This is a genomic window from Methylophaga marina (assembly GCF_030296755.1).
Taxonomy (GTDB): domain Bacteria; phylum Pseudomonadota; class Gammaproteobacteria; order Nitrosococcales; family Methylophagaceae; genus Methylophaga; species Methylophaga marina.
In genome coordinates this window covers 478051-496480 of record NZ_AP027741.1, presented here as the reverse complement: position 1 = coordinate 496480, position 18430 = coordinate 478051, and the positions used below count along the sequence as shown (strand labels likewise).

General features: G+C 42.3%; 15 protein-coding genes and 1 tRNA gene. 12 read left to right on the top strand and 4 right to left on the bottom strand.

Annotation, left to right across the window (positions count from 1 at the left end; genetic code table 11):
* Both ppsA and QUE24_RS02430 read left to right on the top strand, forming a co-directional pair.
* Positions 1-2367, top strand: coding sequence for a phosphoenolpyruvate synthase (gene ppsA, locus QUE24_RS02435; RefSeq protein WP_286305085.1), 2367 nt, complete (start codon positions 1-3; stop codon positions 2365-2367).
* A 109-nt stretch (positions 2368-2476) separates the two neighbouring features.
* A tRNA-Pro gene (locus QUE24_RS02430) sits at positions 2477-2553 on the top strand.
* Between the two features lie 38 nt (positions 2554-2591).
* Here the strand turns inward: QUE24_RS02430 and QUE24_RS02425 are convergent.
* Complete coding sequence (locus QUE24_RS02425) at positions 2592-3902, bottom strand: MFS transporter (RefSeq protein WP_286305084.1); 1311 nt, start codon at positions 3900-3902, stop codon at positions 2592-2594.
* Positions 3903-4599: 697 nt separating this feature from the next.
* Between QUE24_RS02425 and QUE24_RS02420 the strand changes: the two genes are divergently transcribed.
* The 4 genes from QUE24_RS02420 to QUE24_RS02405 all read left to right on the top strand — a co-directional run bounded on the left by QUE24_RS02420 (position 4600) and on the right by QUE24_RS02405 (position 10265).
* On the top strand, positions 4600-5643 hold the full coding sequence (locus tag QUE24_RS02420) for an NADP(H)-dependent aldo-keto reductase (RefSeq protein ID WP_286305083.1): 1044 nt from the start codon (positions 4600-4602) through the stop codon (positions 5641-5643).
* Between the two features lie 286 nt (positions 5644-5929).
* Positions 5930-6391: a hypothetical protein gene (locus tag QUE24_RS02415; RefSeq protein WP_286305082.1), complete on the top strand. Its 462-nt coding sequence runs from the start codon at positions 5930-5932 to the stop codon at positions 6389-6391.
* 26 nt (positions 6392-6417) lie between these two features.
* On the top strand, positions 6418-8169 hold the full coding sequence (locus QUE24_RS02410) for a response regulator (RefSeq protein WP_286305081.1): 1752 nt from the start codon (positions 6418-6420) through the stop codon (positions 8167-8169).
* Positions 8169-10265, top strand: a complete 2097-nt coding sequence (locus tag QUE24_RS02405; protein WP_286305080.1) for a two-component system response regulator — start codon at positions 8169-8171, stop codon at positions 10263-10265. The genes QUE24_RS02410 and QUE24_RS02405 overlap by 1 nt, the downstream gene beginning before the upstream one ends.
* Here QUE24_RS02405 and QUE24_RS02400 read toward each other — a convergent pair.
* Together QUE24_RS02400 and QUE24_RS02395 are read right to left on the bottom strand one after the other, a co-directional pair.
* Complete coding sequence (locus tag QUE24_RS02400) at positions 10262-10861, bottom strand: MarR family winged helix-turn-helix transcriptional regulator (RefSeq protein WP_286305079.1); 600 nt, start codon at positions 10859-10861, stop codon at positions 10262-10264. The two genes, QUE24_RS02405 and QUE24_RS02400, sit on opposite strands and share 4 nt — an antisense overlap.
* Positions 10854-11291, bottom strand: a complete 438-nt coding sequence (locus QUE24_RS02395) for a chemotaxis protein CheW (RefSeq protein WP_286305078.1) — start codon at positions 11289-11291, stop codon at positions 10854-10856. The genes QUE24_RS02400 and QUE24_RS02395 overlap by 8 nt, the downstream gene beginning before the upstream one ends.
* Positions 11292-11485: 194 nt before the next feature.
* Between QUE24_RS02395 and ectA the strand changes: the two genes are divergently transcribed.
* From ectA to QUE24_RS02365, 6 genes are all read left to right on the top strand, one after another.
* Positions 11486-11995, top strand: a complete 510-nt coding sequence (gene ectA / locus QUE24_RS02390; protein WP_286305077.1) for a diaminobutyrate acetyltransferase — start codon at positions 11486-11488, stop codon at positions 11993-11995.
* A 57-nt stretch (positions 11996-12052) separates the two neighbouring features.
* Positions 12053-13390 (top strand): diaminobutyrate--2-oxoglutarate transaminase, encoded by a 1338-nt coding sequence (gene ectB, locus QUE24_RS02385; RefSeq protein WP_286305076.1) that lies wholly within the window; start codon positions 12053-12055, stop codon positions 13388-13390.
* Between the two features lie 71 nt (positions 13391-13461).
* Positions 13462-13866 carry an ectoine synthase gene (locus QUE24_RS02380; RefSeq protein WP_007145567.1) on the top strand — a complete coding sequence of 135 codons (405 nt, stop codon included), beginning with the start codon at positions 13462-13464 and terminating at the stop codon, positions 13864-13866.
* A gap of 128 nt (positions 13867-13994) precedes the next feature.
* The gene (locus QUE24_RS02375; RefSeq protein WP_286305075.1) at positions 13995-15437 is read left to right on the top strand and encodes an aspartate kinase; all 1443 of its coding nucleotides are present in this window, start codon (positions 13995-13997) and stop codon (positions 15435-15437) included.
* Entirely contained in the window at positions 15422-16306 is an 885-nt protein-coding gene (locus tag QUE24_RS02370; protein ID WP_286305074.1) for a TPR end-of-group domain-containing protein, read from the top strand. Before QUE24_RS02375 ends, QUE24_RS02370 begins: the two co-directional genes overlap by 16 nt.
* Positions 16307-16344: 38 nt before the next feature.
* Positions 16345-17784, top strand: coding sequence for a sodium/proline symporter (locus QUE24_RS02365; protein WP_286305073.1), 1440 nt, complete (start codon positions 16345-16347; stop codon positions 17782-17784).
* Positions 17785-17792: 8 nt separating this feature from the next.
* On the opposite strand, the gene QUE24_RS02360 is transcribed toward QUE24_RS02365, so the two are convergent.
* On the bottom strand, positions 17793-18323 hold the full coding sequence (locus QUE24_RS02360) for a chalcone isomerase family protein (protein ID WP_286305071.1): 531 nt from the start codon (positions 18321-18323) through the stop codon (positions 17793-17795).
* Positions 18324-18430: the final 107 nt, after the last annotated feature.

The window sequence follows — 18430 nt, the reverse complement described above, 5'->3', positions numbered from 1 at the left end:
ATGTCGGAATATGTTATCTCTCTGGATAAGCTATGCATGGAGGATGTCGGCAGAGTAGGTGGTAAAAACGCCTCATTAGGTGAAATGCTGCAAAATCTCGCCCCTCTAGGAGTCGATGTCCCAGGTGGCTTTGCCACAACAGCGGATGCTTACCGGGAGTTTCTTCTGCACGATGGACTCCAGAGTAAAATCAATGAACGCTTGCGTGAGCTGGATGTCGATGACGTCACTGCTTTGCAAAAAACAGGTCAGGAAATCCGTGATTGGATTATGACTATTCCTTATCCAGAAGCGATGGAAAAAGCGATAGACGAAGCTTATGCCGCGCTGGAAAAAGAATACGGTCCTGAAGCAAGCTTTGCTGTGCGTTCATCAGCAACGGCAGAAGATTTACCTGATGCTTCTTTCGCGGGGCAACAAGAAACATTTCTTAACGTTTCTGGCTTAGCAAACATCAAAAAAGCGATTCGTGAAGTGTTTGCATCATTATTTAATGATCGTGCTATTGCGTATCGTGACCACCAAGGCTTTGATCATAGTGAAGTCGCTTTATCTGCTGGCATCCAAAAAATGGTGCGTTCTGATATTGCAAGTGCCGGTGTTGCGTTTTCTCTTGATACAGAAAGTGGCTTCCGTGACGTTGTCTTCGTCACTGGTAGTTATGGCCTGGGCGAAATGGTGGTGCAAGGTGCTGTCAACCCTGACGAGTTCTATGTTCACAAAAATACTCTAGAAGCCGGTCGTCCATCAGTTTTACGCCGTACAGTCGGTCATAAAGCCATTAAAATGATTTACTCTGGGGATGCTTCATCTCCAGTTAAAACGGTGGATGTTGATGTAGAAGAACGCTTACATTTCTGCTTAACTGACAAAGAAGTTGAGTCTTTAGCGAAAATGGTTGTCACCATTGAGAAACATTATAAGCGTCCTATGGATGTGGAATGGGCTAAAGATGGTAATGATGGCCGAATTTACATTGTTCAGGCACGTCCTGAAACAGTGCAAAGTCGTACCAAGAAAAACGTTCGTGAAACATTCGTTCTGAAACAAGAAGGTGAATTACTTTCTGTTGGCCGCGCTATTGGCAGCAAAATTGGTCAAGGCAAAGTGCGTTTACTAAACAGTCTTGATCAAATGAATAAATTCCAAGAAGGTGACGTTCTGTTAACAGACATGACAGATCCAGATTGGGAACCTATCATGAAACGTGCTTCTGCGATTATCACTAACCGTGGTGGTCGTACATGCCACGCGGCTATCATCGCTCGCGAATTAGGTATTCCTGCTGTTGTAGGCTGTGGCGATGCGACTGAAACCATTAAAGAAGGCACAGAAGTCACTGTCTCTTGTGCTGAGGGTGATGAAGGTAATATCTATGCTGGCTTGCTCGAATTCGAACATCGCGTAGAAGAACTCGATAATATGCCTGAGTTGCCAGTCAAGATTATGATGAACGTTGGTAACCCTGACCGTGCATTCAGCTTTGCACAATTACCAAACAAAGGTGTCGGTCTGGCTCGTTTGGAATTCATCATCAACAATATGATCGGTATTCATCCAAAAGCATTGATGAATGCAGATGAGATGGAAGGTGAAGTTAAACAAGCGATTAAAGAACGTACAACTGCTTATGGCGACCCAGTAGAATTCTACATAAGCCGTATTGCAGAAGGTGTATCAACTATCGCTGCTGCATTCTACCCTGAGACGGTCATCGTACGTATGTCAGACTTCAAATCAAATGAATACGCCAATCTAATTGGCGGCACATTATTTGAGCCTGAAGAAGAAAATCCAATGATCGGTTTCCGCGGTGCTTCGCGTTATTCATCAGACGATTTTGCTGAATGCTTTAAACTTGAAATTGAAGCAATGAAGCGCGTTCGTGATGAAATGGGCTTAACTAATGTTGAATTGATGATTCCATTTGTTCGTACATTAGACGAAGCTGAGTCAGTCGTTAACTTACTAAAAGAAAACGGACTGGAGCGTGGCAAAAATGGTCTGCGTCTAATCATGATGTGTGAGTTACCTTCAAATGCTGTGATGGCAGATGAATTCCTTGAGTTCTTCGATGGTTTCTCAATCGGTTCAAATGATATGACTCAGTTAACACTGGGCTTGGATCGTGACTCAGCATTAGTGGCGGGTTCATTTGATGAACGTAATCCTGCTGTATTGAAGATGCTTGATATGGCTATTACTGCGTGTAAGAAAGCCGATAAATACGTCGGTATTTGTGGTCAAGGACCTTCAGATCATGAAGATCTTGCAGAGTGGTTATTAGAGCGTGGCATCAGCAGTATCTCTCTGAATCCGGATACTGTTGTTAGTACTTGGCAGGCTTTAGCTGAAAAGCACGTTTAAAAGTAAAAAAGCGAGTGTCCGGCCTGTTTTTTCAGGCCGGGCTTTGCTAATATAGCGACCTCGTCAATCTGGCTGTCTCAAGCAATCTATAGGTTGACACAAAAATCGTCGGGGCATGGCGCAGCCTGGTAGCGCACTTGCATGGGGTGCAAGGGGTCGAAGGTTCAAATCCTTCTGTCCCGACCAATTTCTCTTGTTAATATTCTCAAGATATAAACTCACAATTACGAGCCGCTTTGTCTTAAAGCATTGATAATCCGTTCTCGTTCTTCTTCTCCATAAAAGCTTGGATCATCAAATAAGTCTCTTTGTGGTTGATCGAACATCATGCTGAGTACTTGGGAGCTGGTTTGGACCATCGGTTCGAAGTGAGCATTATTTCCACTGACAAGATCAACTACACGGCGACGACGGTAAACTGTATAAGCTGCCAATATTAATAAAACTGCGCCAATGTAAAGTGGCAGACCTTGTGCTCCAATCAGTGTCATCAATGAGCCTGCTGCGACAGGTGCAAAGGCACATCCTAGGCCATGAAGAACCAACATATCCGATGAGCCTGAAACAATTTCGTCAGGATGCAGTTGGTCGATAAGTTGAGCAACAGAAAGCGGATAGATAGAGAAAGACAGACCACCCCAGATAAAAAAGACAATAAGTAACGCTGTTTGAGAGGGAATGATTGCCATGGATAAAGCGATGAGACCGGCTAATGTCACTACCCATGTAATCACTTTTGGCCTGTCATGCTTATCTGAATAACGACCAATAGGAATCTGCAAAGCGGCACCACCTAAAATGGTTAAACTCATGATGAGAGCAATACCACTGATGTCATAGCCAAGTTGAGTGGCATAGATTGGCGTCATTGCCCAGAATGCGCCCATCGCTAAACCCGATAGGGTTGAACCGGCAAAAGAGAGTGGCGCAATTTTTAATAAATTTTTTAAACTGCTTTTAGGTTTTTCTGAATTGATGGTGGGTTGATTTCGTCGTGTTAATGTTAATGGCAGTATCGCCCAGCTTATGAGAATAGAAACGATAGCAAATAATAAGAAATTATCTGGTGTCGCGATATGTAACATTTGTTGCGCGATAGTGAGTGCACCTAAGTTAACTACCATATAAAAAGCAAATACACGGCCTCGCTCATGACTGGCGGCTTGACTATTGAGCCAGCTTTCAATGACCGTCATCAGGGTGATATAGGCAAGCCCATAGAAAAATCGCAAGATAATCCAGACCCATGCATCAATAAAAATAATGTGTATTAAAGTCGAGGACGCACATATCGATGCACAAAATGCAAATGTCCGGATATGTCCCATTCGGCGTATGAGTCTACCGCTCACCCAGGTGCCACAAATAAAGCCAATAAAATAGCTCGACATAATGAAGCCCATTGTCGCGCTAGAAAAACCTTCATCTGTACCTCTCAATGTGAGTAGGGTACTAATGAGCCCATTGCCTAACAATAAAAGGGCAACACTCCATAAAATAGATTGGATTGGTTTTAATAATGCAAAGGATTGCATATGTTCTCCTGTGTATTTCTGCACCTTATTGTGGAATGTCGTGCACCAAAAACATGCTTAATCCATGTGAATATAGTGAAGAAGCATGCAATATAGAGATAAACTGCAGGTTTAAGAGTCATCATTGCTGTTCTTTACCTCGATGTAAGGCATTTGATGCAAATGCTGCACCGATAATCTGGTCATGATGATTGAGGCGATTGGGTACAGAGTGATTTTCACAGAAATTTCGCAGTCAGGTGATACTATCAATCTCGAACTATCCTTGTTAGCAGTTCACCACCCTTAGCCAGCTTACTCCCGATAAGCTGGCTTATTTTTTCAAAACTTTACATTCCCACTGCAACCATTATTTTTTTATCGTGTCATAGTTTTACCTGAGACTATCGTCATGGGTGTAATTTCTACTCCTTGTTTTGAGAAGGCGGTGATGTCTACATTACCGCCTTTTTTCTTGCTTAGTAGATAACTAATCGATTTTCATTCGTTAATTCCAATGAATATTTCTTTTGTTTGTATAGTCAATAATCGTACTGACGTTCACTGACCTGTACGTCAGTAATCCTATCTGCGTAAATCTCCTTTTTTGGAGTAGGGTGGTTCCAGTAACCACCCTTTTTTTATGCTTATCTCTGCATATAACATGACTAATGTATGATGAATTATTGGTTTGAATTTTTAAAAGGGAATTATTTATATGCACTATCGGTATCTTGGGAATACAGATTTAAAAGTCAGCCGAATTTGTCTGGGTACGATGACCTTTGGCGAGCAAAACACCCAAGCTGAGGGACATCAGCAATTAGACTACGCTCTCAGTGAGGGAGTTAACTTTATTGATACTGCCGAGCTCTATGCCATCCCTCCCTGCGCTGAGACCTACGGTGCAACCGAAACAATAATTGGTGACTGGCTACAAAAAAGAGCTCGTAGAGACGACATTGTCTTAGCGAGCAAAATCGCAGGACCAGGCGGTGATTGGGTTTCTCATATCAGAGATGGTCAAACCCGCTTTGATGAGAAAACAATAGAAACAGCACTGAATAACAGTCTTAAACGTCTAAAAACGGACTATATTGATTTATACCAATTACATTGGCCGGAGCGTAATACAAACTACTTCGGTCGATTAGGATACGAACAGTCTGAGAAAGAGCAAGGTTTGACACCGATCATTAAGACTTTACAAGCCTTGGAGAAACAAGTTCAGGCAGGAAAAATTCGCCATATTGGTTTATCCAATGAAACACCATGGGGAATAATGCAATTTATCACTGTGGCTAAATCGATGAATCTGCCATTAGTTGTGAGTGTGCAAAACCCTTATAGTTTATTGAACAGAACCTATGAAGTCGGGTGTGCAGAGATTAGTCATCGGGAGAATATCGGTCTGCTTGCCTATTCTCCGTTGGGATTTGGTGTACTGACAGGAAAATACCTTAATGCACAACCTACTGATGCTCGTTTAACTCGCTGGCCGAATTATAGTCGCTATAGTAACCCTCAGGCGGTTGAGGCAACACGTGCCTATGTGGAGCTTGCTCAGCGTTTTCAGCTTGACCCAGCCCAGATGGCATTGGCTTTTGTTAATTCACGGCCATTCCTAACAGCTGATATCATTGGCGCCACTAACATGTCCCAGCTCAAAAATAATATCGCCAGTGAGCAGCTGATATTGTCAGAAGAATTACTGTCGGAAATAACGAATATTCATCAACGTATTCCTAATCCTGCACCCTAGTAATAATTTTTATTTGTAAAAATTAAATATAAATGAAATGGGGACGACAACAATAAGAGTGGCCTTATTTTAGTCGCTGACTAAGCATGACATAAAAAATGGCATCAATGAGCAATATAAGAGGAGGAAAGGCAATATGACTTTTTTTGGCTGCAAGCTTGTAATTGTTGATAGGCTTTCCTCTTTCACTCCTTCAGCGACGGTGTTATTGGTTAATCACTCACATGTTGCGTGAGTCATGACGCTATCGAAAACGAGTATTTCACGATCTGTATGGGTGGGAAGTGTGGTATTTCTCACCGTTTCCACTATAACTTTTGTGGCCGTATTCAACCTATTAGTGGATAAAGTCACTCAGAACCAGCTTGAGCCGCTCATAAAACAGATATCAATACAGTCTAAAAATATCAGTATTGATGATATTACTGAACAGACGGAAGCACTGTCCTGGTTAGATGCGGTGCCTTATATTAAGCAGGCCGTGGTCTTTGGTAAAAATGCGGAGACGCTTTTTTATTATAAAAAACCGAATCAAGAGGTCACGCATAAGTATGCCAATCAATGGCGGCAAACGTTCACTAAGACAAATCATTATTCAGATTCAGAGGTTCTCCATACGCTTCAGCCAATTGGTGGAGCGCATGAAAATGTGGAGAGTATTTATTTAGAGGTTGATAAACGTCTATTGCAAAAGCCTTTTCATCCAATCTGGCTTGGCGGATATGCTGGACTCGTGATTTTTTTCTAACCATCCTCGCTACAGTTTGGTTTTTTATGCGTCGATATATTCTTCCAGTAAGACGGTTTGTCGACGCTGTATTGGAAACAAAGCAGGATCAGCTATTAAGCTGTGAGCAAAGTTTACAAGATATAGAGCACACAATTGTCGATTTACAATCTGATAATCAGAACTGGGTTGAGCACAGCAAACAGTTGGAGCTAAAGCTAAAGCAACAAACTGATGAAACGTTAGAAATAACGAATCGTTTGATAGCACAATATGAGAACGAAAAAAACACGAAATTAGCACTTATTAACCTCAGCGGTCGTGGGTTAAAGGCTTTAGTGCATAAAATGATTAATGATGTCGAATTTCTGAAAGTTCACATCACTGAATCACAAGTACATGAAAAGGCCAGTCAGCTGAATGATTCAGTTCATGAGTTATTAGATGTTATTGAACGATTACAAATATATTCAAAACTAAATGACAACCAACTGCCAGTCGAGCTACAACAGACGGATTTATATCGACTGCTTCATTCAGTACTGGAGAGTAATCAAGCCAAGGCTAGTCAAAATGAACATACACTGACATTAAGCTTCCAGTGTGATGTCAGAGAAGCCATATTGGATCCTCATAAGCTAAGACAAATCCTCAATAACTTAATCGATAATGCCATCCGGTTCTCCTCGCCTGGGAATATTGAGTTAAGCCTTGTTGAGAGCACTAACGAGACAAAACCTTTTCTGACATTTTCAGTCAGCGACCCTGGACCAATTATAGATACGGTCGAACAACAACGTATTTTTGAACCTTTTCAACAAGCTTCGAACAATGAACAAGCCATGACAGTAGGCTTAGGACTGGGCTTAGCGATCTCAAGCCAATTGATCAGCTTGATGTTGGGTGATTACGGCCTGGGGGCGACTAAAAAAGGTAATCGTTTTTGGTTCACCCTACCTATTGAAGTCATTTTTCGGTCAACGGTGTTACCAGAAGAAAAACCATCTTCGCTAAAAACATCTGCCGAAAAGGCACTCAAAACAATACTTGTCGTAGAAGATAATGAAGTCAATCAATCCGTTGCTCTGAATATGCTAGAAAAACTCGATTGCAATGTGGATTTAGTGAGTGATGGAAAAGAAGCATTAGATGCATGTCGTGTGTCTGAATACGACATGATTTTAATGGATTATCACATGCCGATGATGAGCGGTATCGAAGTGACTCAACAAATCAGAGAGGGGTTGAAGCTGACAGTCCCCATTATTGCGTTAACTGCGGATGATGATGAACAAGTTAAATCTGACTTCTATGCTGCTGGTGCAAACGATATTCTGATTAAACCAGTCAATTTCAATAAGCTGGTGGATTTATTGACTAGATTCTTAGGAGATACCAAAGAAAAGTTGCCAGAATCCACTACTTTTGATCATGCCAAGGGCTCAACCCCTATACTTAATATGCGTGTTGTGGATGATATTCGCGCTATGGCAGGGGAAAGTGGCCAACAGATGGTTGAGCAAATCTTTCAGGTCTATATGGAGCATACTCCAAGCCTCATCCATGCAATCAAACAGGCCTATAAAAATCAAAACGCAGAGCAATTATTTAAATCAGCACATGCCTTGAAATCCAGTTCACTCAATATTGGCGCTTCGGCTGTTGCCGAGTTAGCAAAACAAATAGAAATGTTGGCAAGACAAAATAATCTTGACCAGATTGGGGGATATATAGATAAACTAGATACGCATTATGTTGAATTGACTTCTTTCTTAGATGAACAGTGGCGGGGGATTTGATGGCAAATACCATCAAAAAGCAAGTAGTCTTGATCGTGGATGATGATCCCGTCACACGTATGCTCATGACTCAGTCATTGACCTCGAGTGAGTTACAGATCGTCGAAGCTGCATCGGGTGAAGAAGCGATCATTCAATTTACGACGCATAAACCAGATATCACATTACTTGATGTATCGATGCCCGGCATGAATGGTTTTGAGTGCTGTGCACAACTGCGTGCTCTGCCGAAAGGTGCTGAGTGTGCCATTGTGATGGTGACAGCACTGGATGATGTTGAAGATATTGAACAGGCTTTTGAATCTGGCGCCACCGACTTTATCACCAAACCATTGAAGTGGCCGCTCTTTAAACATCGGGTTCGTTATATTCTTAAGGCGAACAAAACGCTTCAAGAGCTGAGCCTGAATAAAAATAAATTGGCTAAGGCCCAGTCAATCGCCAATCTGGTGTATTGGGAGTGGGATTTTGAGTCCGAGTTTCTCGAATGCTCATCAGATATGTTCGACATGCTGGGTTTTTCAAAAGAAACCAATCTGACAGTTCGAACCGCGCTAAAAAAAGTGCATCCAGATGACAGGCCACGTTTGATGATGGCGCTCAAACAAGCCGTTTACGAAAAGCAGTCATATGATATTGAATACCGAATTATTCGTAACGATGGTAGCGTGTTATTTGTGAATGAGCGGACCGATATTAGTTTCGAATATGGTCAATGGCGAATGGTAGGTACCTTGCACGACATTACCTCAAGAAAACAGTCAGAGCAGGAGATTACTTATTATGCTTACTACGACACGCTGACAGATTTACCAAATCGACGTCTTTTCATTGAGCAGTTAGAAACGGCCATTGCCAGTGCAAAACGCCATCAGAATAAATTTGCTCTGATGTTTCTTGATTTAGATCGTTTCAAATATATCAATGACACCTATGGTCATCACATTGGGGATGAGGTGCTCTGTCAGTCTGCCGTCAGAATTCGAGAGTGTGTCAGAGACTCAGATGTCGTCGCTAAAGCAAATTATGATGCTGATAATCGTGTTGCTCGCTTGGCCGGTGATGAATTTACTGTCTTATTGGATGATGTAGGCCGGGTCGAGCAGGTTGCTGAAATTGCTCAGCGTTTAATTCAAGCGTTTTCTGAGCCTTTCCTGATTAGTGATAAGTTTTTACATATCTCAATTAGTATGGGCATTACCTTGTTTCCTGATGATGGTCACAATGTTCAGACCTTATTACAACATGCCGATGTGGCTATGTATCATGCTAAAGAAAAGGGAAGAAATAATTATCAGTTCTTTTCTGAAACTATGAACAACTATCTTAAATTACGTTTAGAGATGGAGAATGATCTCAGAATAGCGTTGGCTGAACAGCAGTTTGAGGTGTTTTATCAGCCGCAATATGATGCTCAGAGCATCACTATTGTGGGGGTTGAAGCATTACTTCGTTGGCGTCACCCTACAAAGGGTTTATTAACACCGGATGTATTTATTGAAGTGGCCGAGAGCACGGGACTCATTTTATCAATTGGGAACTGGGTCTTGATGCAAGCCTGCCTCCAAGTGAGGGAGTGGCAGAAAACATCAGGCTGTGCCTACCGTATTGCTGTGAACTTATCGGCGTCTCAGTTTACGCAATCTTATCTGTTAGATACGATAAAAAATACTTTGGATGTCACTGATCTACCACCAGAAACGCTTGAATTAGAAATTACGGAAACAGCCATGTTGAAAGATACTGCTGAGACTATTCCACTTTTGTTTTCGTTAAAAAAGTTGGGCGTGCGGCTGGCAATTGATGATTTTGGTACAGGCTATTCTTCTCTGAGTTATTTGAAGAACTTTCCTATTGATACTTTAAAAATCGATCGTTCTTTTGTAGAGGAAATTGTCTCAAATACAAAAGACTGTGCCATAGCACAAACAATTGTACAGTTAGCGGATAATTTGCAACTGTGTACGATCGCTGAAGGTGTTGAAACCAGTGAGCAAGCGGAGGTCTTAAGGAAGTTAGGCTGTGCAGAGTTTCAGGGATTCTTTTTCAGTCACCCGATGCCTGCACAGCAGTTACGTTTATTATTGGACCACTAGGTCTTATTTTTTTCGTCTAGAAAAGCGGCATGATTATCGAGTAGAGCATCATGCCGATCTAACAGACCAATATCTAGAACAGGGGAGGCATCGATGTGCTGAGCATCCATCATCTGGGCTACCCGTTTCAGAGCAGAAATGATCATGGTTTGTTCCCACTCCTGAAGGTCGCCAAACTGACGTGTAAATTGCTCTTGGAGAGGAATCGGTGCGTTCTTCAGGATTTCCAATGCTTTATCAGTCAGATGAACATGTACTTTGCGCTTATCTGATTCTGAACGCATTCGATAAACCAGTTCACGCTTCTCCAGACGATCAACAATTGTCGTGACCGTTGCCTGACTAAGACTCATCTCACTGGCCAGTTCGCCAATGGTTATCTGACCTTTATCTCTGAGGCTTTGCAGAAGCAGAATTTGTGGTGCAGTTAAGCTGGTGGTTTTTGCCAGATATTTAGAGTGCAAATCAGTTGCACGAATAACTCGCCGTAAAGCGATTAAAACTTCTTCAATTTGGTTCAACAGGTGATCCTTCTGCTTATCAGTCAGATCAAGATTATAAACTGCATCTAAATTTAAACCGATAGTTTTACTCATAATCTTCCAATTGGTTAAAACAACGCTCAAAGTCGGCCAATATAATTAGCTGTTGTTTATGTTTTACGGTTGCATATATAGGGCTCAATGTATTTTTTTGTTCAACATGAACCATATTTTGCAAATCCAGCAAGGTAATCCTTATCACCTCATCGACGCTTATTCCGACTAAGCCATTATCTGACTCCAGAATAATGATGTGGCGCGCATCATATGAATCAGCAATACCAAGCAGTTTTCTGCTGCATACAATAGTGACAATCTCTCCTCTTATATTGAGTACCCCGTCTACATATGACGGCGAGCCCGGTACAGGGACGGGGGTGATATAGTCATGAACTTCCCTCACCTTATCTACCGCATGAGCGTAAGTTTCATCTTCTATGGCGAAGCAGAGCCATTGTTTGTTGCCTTGTAACTGTAATGTCATCTATTGAATATACGTTGATAATCTCGGGCTGGACAATATGTTTATTTAGTGTACTATATATATCAAATCATTAACAGCCTGACTTACTTTATTTAAATTGCTGTTTAATAAGAAATATGCAGTTTTATTAGATAAATTTCAGGTTTATTGTGACTTAAAAATAATAGAGATATAAATAATAGAGCTATTTATAAATGACAAATAATAACGATGAGAATGTTTTCATTACCCTCCGAGAACCTACAGCAGAAGACGGTTCTTCTGTCTTCGAATTAATTGCTGCCTGTCCTCCTCTGGACACCAATTCTATGTATTGCAATCTGCTGCAGAGCAGTCATTTTTCCCAAACATCTGTAGCTGCTGAAATGAATGAAACACTGGTCGGTTTTATTTCTGGTTATGTTTTACCTAAGAAACCTGACACTTTGTTTATATGGCAAGTCGCTGTGGGCGAGAAAGCAAGAGGACAAGGGCTTGCAAGCCGAATGCTTCGTCACATACTGATCCGTGAGCAATGTAAGAATGTGAAATTTATCGAAACCACTATCACACCGGATAATCGTGCATCGTGGGCATTATTTGAAAGTTTGGCCAATAAGCTTGATGCAGAGCTAAACCGATCAGTGATGTTTGATCGCCAACAACATTTTGCAGGTCAACATGAGACAGAAATGTTGGTCAGAGTCGGTCCATTCGAGCTATAGCAGAATAGATACAGATATCAGGATACGAAAAAAATATTACTAGGAGAAAAATAACCTATGAAAATCTTTGATGAAATTGAATCAGAAGTACGTTCTTATGCCCGCTCTTTCCCTCGCATGTTCAACCGTGCAAAAGACGAGTTTATTTATGATGAAGAAGGCAATGCCTATCTAGACTTCTTAGCCGGTGCAGGTTCACTGAACTACGGTCACAATAACGATCTATTCAAAGAAAAATTGCTTGAGTACATCAACAACGATGGCATCACTCAAGGTCTTGATCTTCACACTCGTGCCAAAGGTGAGTTTCTAGAGAGTTTCAACAACAATATTCTTAAGCCACGTGACCTTGACTATATTGTTATGTTCACAGGTCCAACGGGTACCAATGCTGTAGAAGCTGCGTTAAAAACAGCTCGTAAATATACAGGGCGGGAAAATGTCATTTCTTTTACTAATGGTTGGCATGGTCAAACATTGGGTTCTTTAGCTATCACAGGTAATGGACATCACCGTGGTGGTGCAGGCGTGAGCCTCAGTGGTGCCACTCGTATGCCATATGATGGTTATATGGGTGATGATGTTGATACAACTAACTACTTAGACAAAGTTCTCTCTGATTCAAGCAGTGGTGTAGATAAACCTGCTGCTGTCATTGTGGAAACTGTGCAGGGTGAGGGTGGTATCAATGCGTGTTCAATGACTTGGTTAAAAAGTCTTTCTGAAGTATGTAAGAAGCATGACGTACTTCTAATTATTGATGACATCCAAGCCGGTTGTGGTAGAACAGGCACATTCTTCAGCTTTGAGGAAGCGGGTATCTACCCTGATATCGTGACTGTCTCTAAATCACTCAGTGGTTATGGTTTACCTTTCGCTATTGTGTTGATGAAGCCTGAGTTAGATCAATGGAAACCAGGTGAGCACAACGGTACATTCCGTGGCAATAACCCTGCCTTCATTACAGCAAAAGCGGCACTGGATAACTATTGGAAAGACGATACTTTCGCTAAAGAAGTACAAGCGAAAGGTGATTACATCGCTAAGCGTGTTGATAAGATCGTTGAGTTGTATGGTGAAGGTAACTTCAACTCACATGGTCGTGGCATGTTCCGTGGTATTAATTGTGTGAGCGGTGAAATTGCTGGAAAAATCACCCACAACGCCTTCCAGAAAGGTCTGATCATCGAAACAAGTGGTACTGATGATCATGTGGTCAAATTTTTATGTCCGCTCACGATCACACAAGAAAACTTAGAGAAGGGTATTGATATCCTTGAGCAATCAATCAAAGAAGTATGTGCCAAGGCTGACAATATTCCAGAAGAAAAAGATTATTTCGAAGGTGATTATTCAGTGAGTGAAGAAGTCGAGAAAATGACTCGTCAATCATAAGCTTATGAACATAAAACGGGTGCCCAGACACCCGTTTTACTTCCGAATATTAATCAACCAGAGGATATGAAATGCTTGTTAGACAACTTCAAGAAGCAGAAAAAACGGATCGTAAAATCGTTGATCCTAATGGCAACTGGGACAGTACTCGTTTGCTGTTAAAAGATGACAATATGGGATTTTCTTTCCATATCACCACTATCTACGAAGGTGCTGATTTCAGAATGCATTATCAAAATCACCTGGAGTCTGTGTATTGCATTAGTGGTGAAGGTGAGGTTGAAACACTGGATGATGGTAAAAAATACGCTATCACGCCAGGTACGTTATATAACCTCGACAAACACGACAAACACATGCTTCGTGCTTTTAAAGAAATGAAGTTGGCATGCGTGTTTAATCCACCGCTTCATGGCACAGAAGTTCATAACAAAGATGGTGCTTACGAATTAGAAGCAGACACCATCAGTGACTAAATTGAGCCAAGGCATCGGTTTCTCATAACCGATGCCTTTCTCTGGCGAATAAGCCAATCGACTTACATAACTGCCGCCTTGGCAGTAAACAATATCCAATCCCAGAAGGATGAAATAGAGAGATTACAATGAGTTTTCATACGGTAGAAAAAATCGGCGGCACTTCTATGAGCGACTACGTTGCTGTGCGCGATAACATTATTCTGAAACCGGTTCATAACGACTCGCTCTACAATCGTATATTTGTTGTTTCAGCTTACGGCGGCATTACCGACCTGCTACTGGAACATAAAAAGACCGGACAACCAGGTGTGTTCGGCTTGTTTGCAAACGGACTACATGATGACAGCTGGAAACAAGCTCTCGAAGATCTGAAGCAAAAAATCTTTGCCATCAATGAAACGTTTTACAAAAAACCAGACAATCTTGAGCGTGCTAATCAGTTCATTGGTGAACGTTTAGATGATGCTGAACGTTGCTTAGCCGATTTGCAAAGACTCTGTCAGCATGGGCACTTTGAGCTGGATATGCATCTTGAAACAGTCCGTGAAATGCTGGCCAGTATTGGTGAAGCACACAGTGCATGGAATATGACCCAGCTACTAAAACGTGATGGCATTGATGCCATTTTTGTTGATTTAACTGGTTGGCAAACAGACAAACATTTACCGCTGGACGAACGTATTAAAGTCGCCTTTCAAGATATTGACTTGAAAAAACAACTACCTATAGTCACTGGTTACGCCCACAGTGATGATGGTCTGATGTCGACGTTTGACCGTGGTTATAGTGAAATGAGCTTCAGTCGTATTGCGGTGCTGACTGAAGCAAACGAAGCGATCATTCATAAAGAATTTCATCTCAGCAGTGCAGACCCGAGACTGGTGGGTGAAGACAATGCCGTACCTATCGGCAGAACGAATTATGATGTCGCAGACCAATTAGCTAATTTAGGTATGGAAGCCATTCATCCTAAAGCAGCCAAAGGCCTGCGTAGAAACGAGATTGCTCTTCGTGTACGTAACACGTTTGAACCCGAGCATGCGGGTACATTAATTACCGGCGATTATGTCAGCGCCACCCCATGTGTCGAAATCATTGCTGGCTGTAAAGGCGTGTATGCGTTTGAGTTATTCGACCAGGATATGGCGGGCAATATTGATGTGTATGATCGTGAGATATTGGCAACTATCCATCGCTTTAATGCACATATCATCTCTAAAGATATTAATGCCAACACGATCACGCATTATTTATCAGCAAACTTGAAGACGATTAAACGTATTCGAAATGCACTGCAAGAGCGGTTCGAGGATGCTGAAATCAATCAGCAACAAGTGGCCATTGTTTCTGCGATCGGCAGTGATATGAAAATTCCTGGTATTCTGGCAAAAACAGTTGGGGCACTGGCCAAAGAAAACATCAGTGTCTTAGCGATGCATCAATCCATGCGTCAGGTTGATATGCAGTTCATTATCAACGAAGATGATTATGACGATGCGATTAAGAGCCTGCACAGTGTGCTGGTAGAGATTCATGACCATGGTAGAGCCATATGCCTCGCTTCATAACGATAAGCTTATTTCTTGTCTTACTTATACCTGCTCAGCTGTTTGCCGCTGAGCAGGCACCTACAGAACAACAGATGCGTGAGTCTGTTGATGCCCTTAATGAGCCTTTATATACCCCATTTATTGAGCGTTATGTGCTCGATGAGTTGAAGCAGCTTCGTACCGATATGGCAGCACAGCGTGCTGAAATGATCCAGATGACAGTGGATAAAGAACTGTCAGCTGCAGACAGAGCTGTCGGATATGCCACTGATACTGTCACTTATTTTTTCTATCTTATTGCTGCAGCTTCATCCGTACTGGTATTAGTGGGGTGGTCATCGATTCGTGAAATTAAAGAGCGGGTGCATACGCTGGCCGATCAGGAAATTAACAGCTTAATCAATGAGTATGAAAAACGACTTCATGCTATTGAGCAGCAACTCAGCAAAGAAACCCAGCAAATTGAAGAGAACCGCGAGAAAATTGAACATACCCAAGAAGTTCAATCCTTGTGGTTACGTGCGGGGCAGGAAACCAGTCCAAGCAACAAAATCGCCGTTTATGATCAAATCATGGCGATAAGGCCGTACGATGTAGAAGCTTTAACCTATAAAGCAGATGCGGTGCTCGAGCTGGACGAGCCTCAATGGGCTGCCAATCTTTGTCATCAAGCTCTGGAGTCTGATCCGGAAAACGGTCATGCCTTCTATCAACTGGCGTGTGCTAACACCGCATTGAATCAGTTTGATGAAGCCATCCGTTATCTCAAGCAAGCGATTCAGTGTAGCGATACTTATCGTGAACAATGTAAAGACGATCCTGCACTTGAGCCGCTGCAGAACCACCCTGAACTGGAAAATTTACTGAAAGTCACAGTTGAAAGCTAAGCCTCCTTGCGCGGTGGTTTTTGCAAAAGGAGAATGCCATGATTTGGAGCTTTTTAGGATTTCTTGCCATTTTTGTTGCTATTGGCGTAAGTTCTGTTTTTTTCAGCCGTGGCACTAAAAAAGATTATTATCTTGCCAGTAGTGATATTCCCCCCAGTCTTGTCGGCTTATCTGCTGTTGCAACCAATAACAGTGGCTATATGTTCATTGGTGTTATTGGTTACACATATGCAACAGGATTGGCGTCTATTTGGATAATGATTGGCTGGATATTGGGTGATTTAATTGCGTCCACGTTTGTCCATTCACGTTTGCGTCGTGCTACAAGTGACAGTGCTGAACCAAGTTATGCTGGTGTGTTAAGTAACTGGTATGGGCAAAATGATATCGTGCTACAAAGGTTAATCGCCTTAATTTCTCTCGTGTTATTGCTGGCTTATGCCGGCGCTCAATTGGTTGCAGGTAGCAAAGCGCTACATGTTTTATTCGGCTGGCCGTCATACACCGGTGCGATTATTGGTGCCATTATGGTGACCTTATATTGCTTTGCTGGTGGTATACGAGCTTCTATTTGGACGGATGCTGCGCAATCGGTAGTTATGATTGTGGCGATGACTCTGATGCTAATCGTCGCCGTATCCTCATTAGGAGGCACATCAGCCGCAATTGAACAAATGGATCAAGTGGACGGCTTTCTCAATTTATTCCCTCAGGATTTAGTGATTCCAGGATTAACTGGTGGTGTCTTATTTGCGCTAAGTTGGATGTTTGCGGGGTTCTCAGTTATCGGACAGCCACATGTCATGATTCGGTTTATGGCATTAAGTCATGATAATAAAATGCTGCGTGCACGCCTTTGGTATTACCTCTGGTTTACAGCATTTTATTGCCTGGCGACTGGCGTAGGGATGCTGTCTCGTGTTTACCTCGGTGATGTGGCATCGTTTGATGCTGAACTGGCGCTACCCACTATGGCTATGGAGTTATTGCCACCGGTTTTGGTGGGCTTGGTGTTAGCGGGTGTATTTGCCGCTACCATGTCAACGGCAGACTCCTTGGTGCTGAACTGTTCAGCGGCGGTCACCCACGATTTGCTGCCTCATAATATCGAAAATACCTTGATCCTTAAGCTGAGTACGATTGGGATAGTGACGGTCGCATTGTTATGGGCGCTGACCAGTTCAGAGAGTGTGTTCAGCTTAGTGATATTTGCCTGGTCTGGTTTGGCTAGCGCTTTTGCCCCATTGCTTGTCGCGTTATGTCTGGGCTTCAGGCCTAGCCAGCGCCTGAGTATCGTTGCCATGTTAATCGGTCTGATGGTGGCATTGTCCTGGCGTTATTTTGAACTGCATAACGCTGTCTATGAGGGACTGCCGGGTATTATGAGTGGTCTATTGGTGTTAACAATCGGCCTCATCTGGAAGAAAAAGACCGTGGGCACGGCACATAGATTAGTGGCTGACTCTGACGTAGGGTAATGCAGCTTCTATCGCTCGAGAAGCGTTTCTTTCATGCCCTTGTTAAAAGGTTTGGGACCAAACCAGATCTGATAGTAAAAGTTTGCCAGTTCAATTGAAGAGCTGTGGGAAATTTGCTGGCCATTTTTTAGCAGATATAAACCGCTCTTTGTTTTCCTGATATCGTATACGTCGCCATCTTCCACATCCTGGTAGTTGGCATTAAAGCGGGTTAACTCATCCTCAATCTTGGAATACTCAGTGCTTGTCAGATTACGCTCGAGAAGTGTTTCTGAAGCTTCAATAAAATCATCAGCTGTAATTGAGCGATGGTAATAAAAAGAAAGTTGTTTTTCACCTGCGATGTCAGGTAAAAAATTGCAATCTGGCAGGTAAAACGCAGCGTCCGCTACATCAACAAATGCCATCACTGTGATGGATGTTTCATTACATTTTTGTAATGTAGATGACGTCGTTTTGACAGTATCCTGGAAGCGAACTTCGGCTAACAGCGTGGTGCAGACAGACATCGTTATCATCGCGACTAAAAATTTCAGCATTTCTCTCTCAGTGGTTAATTATTAAACACAACGGCATTACAATCTTCACAGCGTGAATTTAAGGTGAAGCCGCATGACAGCTTGTTTCACATCAAATTCACAGATTG